The sequence below is a fragment of the Salipiger sp. genome (assembly GCF_059781815.1).
Genome location: NZ_JBYNAH010000237.1, coordinates 1 through 7,718, shown reverse-complemented (window position 1 = coordinate 7,718; position 7,718 = coordinate 1). Strand labels below are relative to the sequence as shown.

7 protein-coding genes and 1 pseudogene are annotated in these 7,718 nt (G+C 67.1%); 1 reads left to right on the top strand and 7 read right to left on the bottom strand.

Annotation, left to right across the window (positions count from 1 at the left end; translation table 11 throughout):
- Positions 1 to 123: 123 nt before the first annotated feature.
- The 3 genes from AC6RA4_RS21150 to AC6RA4_RS21140 form a co-directional block, all read right to left on the bottom strand.
- Complete coding sequence (locus AC6RA4_RS21150; RefSeq protein WP_222604568.1) at positions 124 to 942, bottom strand: ATP-binding cassette domain-containing protein; 819 nt, start codon at positions 940 to 942, stop codon at positions 124 to 126.
- Between the two features lie 3 nt (positions 943 to 945).
- On the bottom strand, positions 946 to 2,001 hold the full coding sequence (locus AC6RA4_RS21145) for an ABC transporter permease (RefSeq protein ID WP_500163696.1): 1,056 nt from the start codon (positions 1,999 to 2,001) through the stop codon (positions 946 to 948).
- Positions 2,002 to 2,112: 111 nt separating this feature from the next.
- The gene (locus AC6RA4_RS21140) at positions 2,113 to 3,081 is read right to left on the bottom strand and encodes a substrate-binding domain-containing protein (protein ID WP_500163694.1); all 969 of its coding nucleotides are present in this window, start codon (positions 3,079 to 3,081) and stop codon (positions 2,113 to 2,115) included.
- Between the two features lie 388 nt (positions 3,082 to 3,469).
- Between AC6RA4_RS21140 and AC6RA4_RS21135 the strand changes: the two genes are divergently transcribed.
- Positions 3,470 to 4,495 carry a LacI family DNA-binding transcriptional regulator gene (locus AC6RA4_RS21135; RefSeq protein ID WP_500163692.1) on the top strand — a complete coding sequence of 342 codons (1,026 nt, stop codon included), beginning with the start codon at positions 3,470 to 3,472 and terminating at the stop codon, positions 4,493 to 4,495.
- Between the two features lie 185 nt (positions 4,496 to 4,680).
- On the opposite strand, the gene AC6RA4_RS21130 is transcribed toward AC6RA4_RS21135, so the two are convergent.
- The 4 genes and pseudogenes from AC6RA4_RS21130 to AC6RA4_RS21115 all read right to left on the bottom strand — a co-directional run bounded on the left by AC6RA4_RS21130 (position 4,681) and on the right by AC6RA4_RS21115 (position 7,571).
- On the bottom strand, positions 4,681 to 5,211 hold the full coding sequence (locus tag AC6RA4_RS21130; protein WP_500163691.1) for a hypothetical protein: 531 nt from the start codon (positions 5,209 to 5,211) through the stop codon (positions 4,681 to 4,683).
- Positions 5,208 to 6,130, bottom strand: a pseudogene (locus tag AC6RA4_RS21125) (DUF3500 domain-containing protein). The gene AC6RA4_RS21130 and the pseudogene AC6RA4_RS21125 overlap by 4 nt, the downstream one beginning before the upstream one ends.
- Before the next feature lie 155 nt (positions 6,131 to 6,285).
- On the bottom strand, positions 6,286 to 6,717 hold the full coding sequence (locus AC6RA4_RS21120; protein ID WP_500163689.1) for a hypothetical protein: 432 nt from the start codon (positions 6,715 to 6,717) through the stop codon (positions 6,286 to 6,288).
- Positions 6,718 to 6,734: 17 nt separating this feature from the next.
- Positions 6,735 to 7,571: a thioesterase domain-containing protein gene (locus tag AC6RA4_RS21115; RefSeq protein ID WP_500163697.1), complete on the bottom strand. Its 837-nt coding sequence runs from the start codon at positions 7,569 to 7,571 to the stop codon at positions 6,735 to 6,737.
- Positions 7,572 to 7,718 lie beyond the last annotated feature (147 nt).

The window sequence follows — 7,718 nt, the reverse complement described above, 5'->3', positions numbered from 1 at the left end:
GATCTCGTTCCGTGGGGGTTTGGGTGTTGGGGGCGGTGGCCCGGCAGGAGGAGACCGTGCCGGGCCCCCGAGGAGGTGATGCAGTCAGGGAGGGAGTGCAGTCACCGCGTCAGGGATGCGGGGTCAGTGCGCCGGCGCCGGCGGATGGCCGTCATGGGTTTCCATGTAGCCCTCGATCGAGGCCTCGAGATCGGCCATCGATTCCCCGCCCGCCATCAGGTCGGCGATCTCTTCGCGGGTCTTCTCGCCCTTGCGGAAATCGGCGGCGATGGCGCCACGGATCAGCACCGCGAAGTGGTCGCCCACGGCCATCGCGTGCATCACCTGGTGGGTGATAAAGATCACCGCCAGCCCACGCCGCTTGGCCTCGTTGACGATGCGCAGAACGTGGGCCGCCTGCTTCACCCCGAGCGCCGCGGTGGGCTCGTCGAGGATCAGGACACGGGCGCCGAAATGCACCGCGCGGGCAATCGCGAGGGACTGGCGCTCACCGCCCGAAAGGCCGCCGACCAGCCGGTCGCCATCGGTGATCCGGGTGATGCCGAAGTTCTGCACCGCCTCCACCGCGATGGCGTTGGCCTTTTGGCGATCAAACACCTTGAAGGGACCGAAGCCCTTGGTGGGCTCCGCACCGACGAAGAAGTTCCGGCCGACCGACATCAGCGGGTAGGTGCCGCCGAACTGGTGCACCGTCGCGATGCCGAGCTCTTGCGCCTGCTTGGGGTTGGAGAAGCTGACGGGTTCTCCGTCCATCAGCATCTCGCCGCGGGTGGGCTTGTGAACGCCCGAGAGGGTCTTGATCAGGGTGGACTTGCCGGCGCCGTTGTCGCCCAGGAGGCAGAGCACTTCACCTGCGTTGACCTTGAGGGAGATCTCGTGGAGGACGTCGATCGGGCCAAAGCTCTTGTCGACGTTGCGCATTTCAAGAACGGGTGCAGTCATGGTTCACTTCCCCTTTTTCGAGGCGGACATCGAGGTCGCCATGTTGCGGAAGGTGTCGTTCATCAGGACCGCGATGAGGAGCATCACGCCGATGATGAGCGAGCTGAGGTTGCGGTCGAAAGGCGTGTAACCGATGCCCTGCTGGACGATGGCGAGCGTGGCGGTGCCGAAGAACACCCCGGCCACGGTGCCGAAGCCCCCGGTCAGCAGCACCCCGCCCACGACCACGGCGATGATGCAGTTGAAGATCAGCGCGAAGTTGGTGGTGGTTGTGGCCGAGTTCGACAGCACGGTCTCGCAGACACCGGAGAGGGCGGCGGCCATCGCGGTCAGGATGAAGAGCGAGATCTTCAGGCGGTCGATCGGGATGCCGGCGTTGCGGGCGCTTTCCTTGTCGCCGCCGAGGGCGAGGATCCAGTTGCCCCAGGGCGACAGGTGCAGCACGTAGTAGAGCACGGCGGCGATGGCGATCCACCAGAACACCGAGGACTGGAAGCCCCAGAAGTGGTAGTCGCCGAAGAGCGACTTGGCCCAGGCCGGCGAGGTCAGCGCCTGGCTCGTGGTGTCGGTCAGCAGCAGCGACAGGAACAGCGTCAGGCCGGAGACCGCGAACAGCGTGGCGAGGGTGACGATCAGCGAGGGCACCTTGGTGCGGGTGACCAGCATGCCGTTGATCCAGCCGACCACGAAGGCGATGCCGAAGGTGATCAACAGGCCGACGACGAAGGGCAGGCCGTAATAGCCGCAGGCCACCGCCATCGACATCTTGGCCGCCGGGACCATGGCGCCGATCGAGATATCGAGCTCGCCGGCGATCATCAGGAAACCCACGGGGATCGCGATGATGCCGATGGTCGAGGCCATGTTGACCCAGGACGAGGTGCCGAAGGGCGACAGGAAGTTCCGATCATAGCCAAAATAGGCAAAGAAGACGAAGACCAGCACCATGCCCATGAAGGCACCGACTTCGGGACGCCGGAACAGGGCTCCGAGCGAAAACGCCTGGCTGGTCGAGGGCCGTGCCGGCTGCGAGGTTTCTGATGTGCTTTCCATGGTCATACTGATCTCTCTCGGCAAATGTGGGATCCGGGCCCGGGCCTGCGTTGCGTCAACGCGGTCAGGGAACCGGAGGCCCCGGGCACTGGCGCCCGGGACCACGATTGCTGCGGCTTAGCGGGCGCCCTTCGAGACACCGGCCAGCGCGGACTCGATGTTCGAGGCATCGACGATGGCCGGGCCGGTCAGGACCGGGTCGGTGGCCAGTTCGGTGCCGAAATCGAGATGCGCGGCGAGCATCGAGGTGGCGAGGAAGCCCTGCAGGTAGGGCTGCTGGTCGATCGCCATCTTCTGGCTGCCGGCCTGGATGCGGCTGAGCGCGGACTCGCTGAGGTCGAAGGAGCCGACCATCACCCGGTCACCGGCGCCGATCTGAGCCACGGCGTTGGTCGAGGCGTCGGCCGACCAGGCCGCCAACGAGATCACAGCGTCGATGGTCTCGTCGGCCACCAGCTCGGACTTGATCGACTCGGCGGTGCCGGTGATGTCGCCATCGAGGTTGGCCGGGGTGCGGAGGATGATCACCTCGGCGCCGCCCTCGGTGCCACCTTCCTGAACGCCGGCGCAGCGGCTCTCGTGGTTGACCGCGCCCGGGGTGTGGATGTGGCACAGGATCTTCTTCGCGCCCTGCTCGGCCATGTAGGCACCGCCGGCCTTGCCCGCGACGAACTCGTCCGAGCCGAAGTAGTTCACGCCGTTCACGTCGTCCTTAACGTCCTGGCCCGAGTTGTACATCATGATGGTGATGCCCTTCTCGGCGGCCGCCTGCAGCGCGGGAACCTGCGCCTCGGGGACCCAGACCGGGATCGCGATGCCGTCGACGCCCTGCGCAACGGCCTGGTTGATGAGGTTCACCAGATCGGGGCCGAAGTTGTCGTAGTTCGGCGTGCGCAGATAGTTCACCGAGCCGCCATTGGCCTCGACCATCAGCGTGGCATCGTCGACGCCCTTCTTGATCAGGTTGAAGAAGCCGTCTTCGATCGAGCCCGCGATCACCGCGATGTTGGCGGCCGAAGCCGGCATGGCGGTCATCGCGAGCGCGGCGGCGGCGACGGTGGCTTTGAGGGTCTTGGTCAGGTTCATTCGGGTGTCCTCCCTTGGGTCGTGATCCGCCTGTGGCGGCTGTCGGTTCCGCATCTCCAATTCCACACGTGCCGTGCAGAGCCCTTTGCGGAAGTCGTCTTGTTGCTGCGCTAGCGCGTGGCGGTGTTCGGGGTGTGGGCGGCGGTCTGCCCGACTTGTCCGGACCGGCCTGCGGCAGCGCGCTGGATGTGATCTGGATTTCGGAGCATTCGACACAGCCTCCCAACTTAGTCGATTTCCGGGATGCGGCTATGCACCCCAGTCATAACGAGATGCCCCATTGACACACGATGGATCAATATCCGTATTGTGTCTCATTCTGTTTCGTCTCAAAACGTATCATAATTCACCAAAGATGAGACAAAATGAGACACCGGGAGGATGGACGATGCGACCCACGATCAAGGACCTGGCGCAGGAAGCGGGCGTCTCGGTTTCGACCGTCAACCGGGTGATCAACAACGCCGAGACCGTGCGCCAGAGCACCCGCGAGCTCGTCATGGAAGCCGCTGAACGGATTGGCTTTTACGGGCTGGGCAGCATCGAGAGCTCGGTCATGCGTGCGCGCGAGACGCACCGCCTCGCGATCCTGCTGCAACAGGGCAACCGGGTGTTCTATCGCGACCTCGGAAGCGCTTTGAGACGTGCCGCAGAGAGTTTCAAGGGCGCGAACGTCGTGCTCGAGTTGGAATATTTCGACGACCTCTCGCCAGACCATATTTCGAATCGGATCCTCGCGCTGGCCGAGCAAAACGAGTCGCTCGGGCTGGTGGCGGCCGAGCATCCAATGATCTCGGACGCGATCACCTCGGTGCTCGACCGCGGCACGCCGGTCTCGGCGCTGATCGGGCCGCTCTCCGCACGGGGCAATGTCGGCTATATCGGCCATGACAACTGGAAGAAGGGCCGCACCGCCGGCTGGGCGTTCCACCGCATCTGCCGCAACCCCGGCAAGATCGGCGTGCTGCTGGGCAACCATCGCTTCCGCAACCAGGAGATCAACGAGAGCGGCTTCCGCTCCTATCTCCGCGAGCAGAATCTGCCCTTTGTGCCGCTCGAACCGCTCTCGACCTTCGAATCCGCCGCCGTGGCGCGCGAGATGACCGAGCGGCTCTTCGAGGAGCATCCCGACATGTGCGGCCTGTTTGTCTCTGGCGGCGGCATCACCGGGGCGCTGGCCGCGCTACGCGACCGCAAGCTCGACCGCGACTTCGTCTGCGTCGGCTACGAGCTCTTCGACGCCACCCGCACCGGGCTGATCGACGGCACCCTGACCATGACCCTGTCCTACCCGCTGCAGCATTTCGCCCGCGAGATCATCGAGACCATGGTCAAGGCCAAGAAGGCCGGGCCCGATGCCGGCGCCCAGAGGGTCAACATCCCGATCGAGATCCACACCTCGGAAAACGTCTGAACCAATGGCGATGCGGCCCGCGCGCTCGTCAACGTCACCAAGGGCGGCAGCGCAGAGCCCGGCCCGCCCGGCGAGGTCACCGCGCGTGCCCGGCACGGCGACCTGCCCTCACCAGAGCTAAGCACAAGCCGAGCGGGCTGTGCGGCGGGAGACCTCATCCCGCCGGCCGCCGCCCGCTCCATCGCTCACGGCCGCAGCCGCAGCGTCACCTCCGTGCCGTCGCTGCTGCGTTGCACGTCCGGTGCCGGATCCACCGCGCTCAGGTCCGGTTGCAGGAAGGGCTGGATGAACCAGTCATGGGACACCTCTTCGTAGCCGATCCGCAGCGAGAGCGCGTCGCCCGGGTCGAGGCGCGCGTACCGCGCAGTTATCTGCACGACCAGCGCTGCACTGCCGGAGGCCACCGCCTGCTGCGCCGGGACGCTGGCCGACGCGGTCGTCAGCACCGTCGCCCTGCCGCCTGCACTAAGCTCCACTGTCTCGGCGACCGAGCGCGCGAAGTCCTGCGCCTCGGGCTCGGAGATCGCCCCGTCGCCGTCGCTGTCCACATGCGCGAAGATCGCCGCCCCTGCGGTGTAGGACGGCATGATCATCACCCGGATCTCGGCGGCATCGCGCCCGACGCTCAGCGCGACCTGCTGGTCGATATCGCTGTGCGGATGGGCCAGCGCCGACGCCGCTGCCAGCAGCGCCAGCCCGCCCAGCACGGCCCTCACTGCGCGATCCATGCCGCGCCGTAATCGTTGCCGGGATTGCGGAACATGCTGTGTGCGTGGTCGGTGCCATCGCCGTCCCCGCGCCCCCGCTGCGGCGCATATTCCATCACCAGCGACGGCCCGGTGATCCGGAAATAGGCGGTGCCCGGTGCGCCGATTTCGCCCCACCAGCCGAAATAGGTGTCGTCGAGATCCGCCGCGACGCGCTCCATCTTGGCGGCGAAATCATCGGCGTTGATGAACCCCAGCCGGGTCGCGATCAGCGCGATCAGCAGTTGTTTCTGGTCCTCGTTCAGGGCCGAACCCGGCAGACTTTCGGGCGCGACGGTGGTGCCGTATTCGCCCGGCCCCAGCAGCAGGTTGATCGGCGTGTCGCCCCGGATCGCCTGCGCCTGCTGTTCCGCGTCAAGGCTCTCCATCAGCGCCAGTGCGGCGCTGGTCTCGGCCTCGGTGATGAAGACCGGACGGCCCTCGACCTCATGTTGAGCGGCTGGCCTCCGGTAAGCATCGGCGAGAAGGTCACGTCGGGGCCCGCGATGGTGACGTTGATGGCAAGGTGGTGGCCGCCGAACTGGAACATCCAGGGCGCATCGCTGGCGGGCTCACCGAGGAACGAGGTGTAATAGTACTGGCTGCCGAAGCGTGCACCGCGACCGCCGCTGCCCAGCGTGTCCTCGGCAATCAGCTGCCACTCGATATTGGTGACGCCCTCCGGGCTGAGAACGGTGCCCAGCAACGCGTCGAGAGCCGCGGTCTGGGCCGCGTCCAGATCACCGAGCATGACGCCGCCGCGCTCGATCACTCCGTCGGGGAAGTTCGACCAGTTCGAGCGTTGCGCGTTGTCGTCGAAGTCATAGACCGCCGCCGCGCGCTGCTCCTCCGACAGGGTCGCGAGAAACGCCTGAGCCGCGGCGACCATGGCTTCGGTCTGGGTATCGGCAGCGGGAACCGCGAGGTCTTCGCGGATGTCGATCTCGCCCGGGGTCGGCTGGAGACCTCCGGGGCCCTGCGCCAGCGCGATACCGCCGGCAATCGCCCCCCCCAGCAGCATCGCTGCGACCGTCACCTTTCGCTTCATTCTTTCGTGCTCCACTTCAAAAGACGCCCGCTCGCGTCGTACTTGGCCTTGAACGCGGTCCCGTCCACCTGCGTGCCGACCAGTTCAAACTCGTCGGTTTCGAATTCCACCTTGCTGAAGCGCGCGTCCGACGGGTAGTCGGGGCTCGCCTTCAGCGCCTGAGGCACCACCGGCGCGATCACCGCCGCCGCAAAACTGCCGCCATCGACCGTCTCGATCTCCTCGACCACGCTGCCCCGCAGGTCGATCTGGACCGCGGCGCCACCGGGTAGGCGTCCCGACAGGTCCGTCTGTTTCGGACCGGGATGCCAGGACAGATCGGCAAGGCCCATGCTTTCCATCGCCGCGCCGACCTCGGCCGGCATGCCCTGTGCCAGCGCGGGACCCGCGAGGGCGATCATCAGGGCGGTCACGCTTTGCTTGATCATGTCTGTCTCCGATCCTGTCATCTCGCGCCGCTCGCGACGGGAACGCTCCGCGCCACGCCTTGGTTCATCGCTGATACGTAGATCTTGACGAATTCCGTGGCGATAAGATCGGGATGGCGGCAGTCGAGTTCGAGGCTCTCGACAGACCCCGCGAAGGGCTGCCACGGCCCGGCCCGCCGCGCGGTTCCGGCCTGATCGCGCAGCGCGCCTACAAGCAGCAGCGGCGCGCGCACATGCGGCTCGCGATCCCCTCGCACCAGCGCGTTGGTGGCCTGCAGCGAGCGGATGACCCCATCCTGCACCGCCCGCGGCACCTGCCCCAGCGGGTGCCCCGCCGCCTTCAGGAAGCCCAGGATCGCGGCGCGGCTGTCAAGCTCGGCATGGGCGTCGGGGTCGAAGCCGGCGATGGCCAGAAGCGCCCGCAGCGCGGCGGTCTCGTCGGGCTCGGGCTCATCGCGCCAGCAGTCCGAGGGATAGGCATCGAGCAGCACCAGCTGCGCGACCTCGCGGCCCCGGCGCTCGGCCTCGGCGGCCATGGCATGGGCGATGATCCAACCCAGCGACCAGCCCAGCAGCGTCAGCGGCCCGTCGGGCTGCGCCTCCTCGATGCGCAGGGAGCGCGCGACCGCGCGCAGCGAGTCCCCGCCGGCGAGGAAGAAATCGGTCTCCGCATCGGCGGGCTGCGGCAGCGCGAGGATCTCGGCATAAAGCGCCGCCAGCATCCGCTCGGTGGGGCCCTCGGGCGCGCGCCCCGAGCCGCCCTGCCCCTGCACCGCCGGCGGCGCCTTGCGGTCGAGCTTGCCGCTCGGGGTCAGCGGCAGCGCGTCGAGCAAGATGACCTGCGCCGGCAACATCGCCACCGGCAGCTACCCCGCCAGCGCCGCGCGGATCGCCTCGGTCGTCGCGCCCGCATCGGGCACCACGTAGGCCAGCAGCCGCGCGCCGCCCGAGGCGGCCTCGACGAGCGGCAGTGGCGCACTCGCTTCCAGCGCATCCGCTCG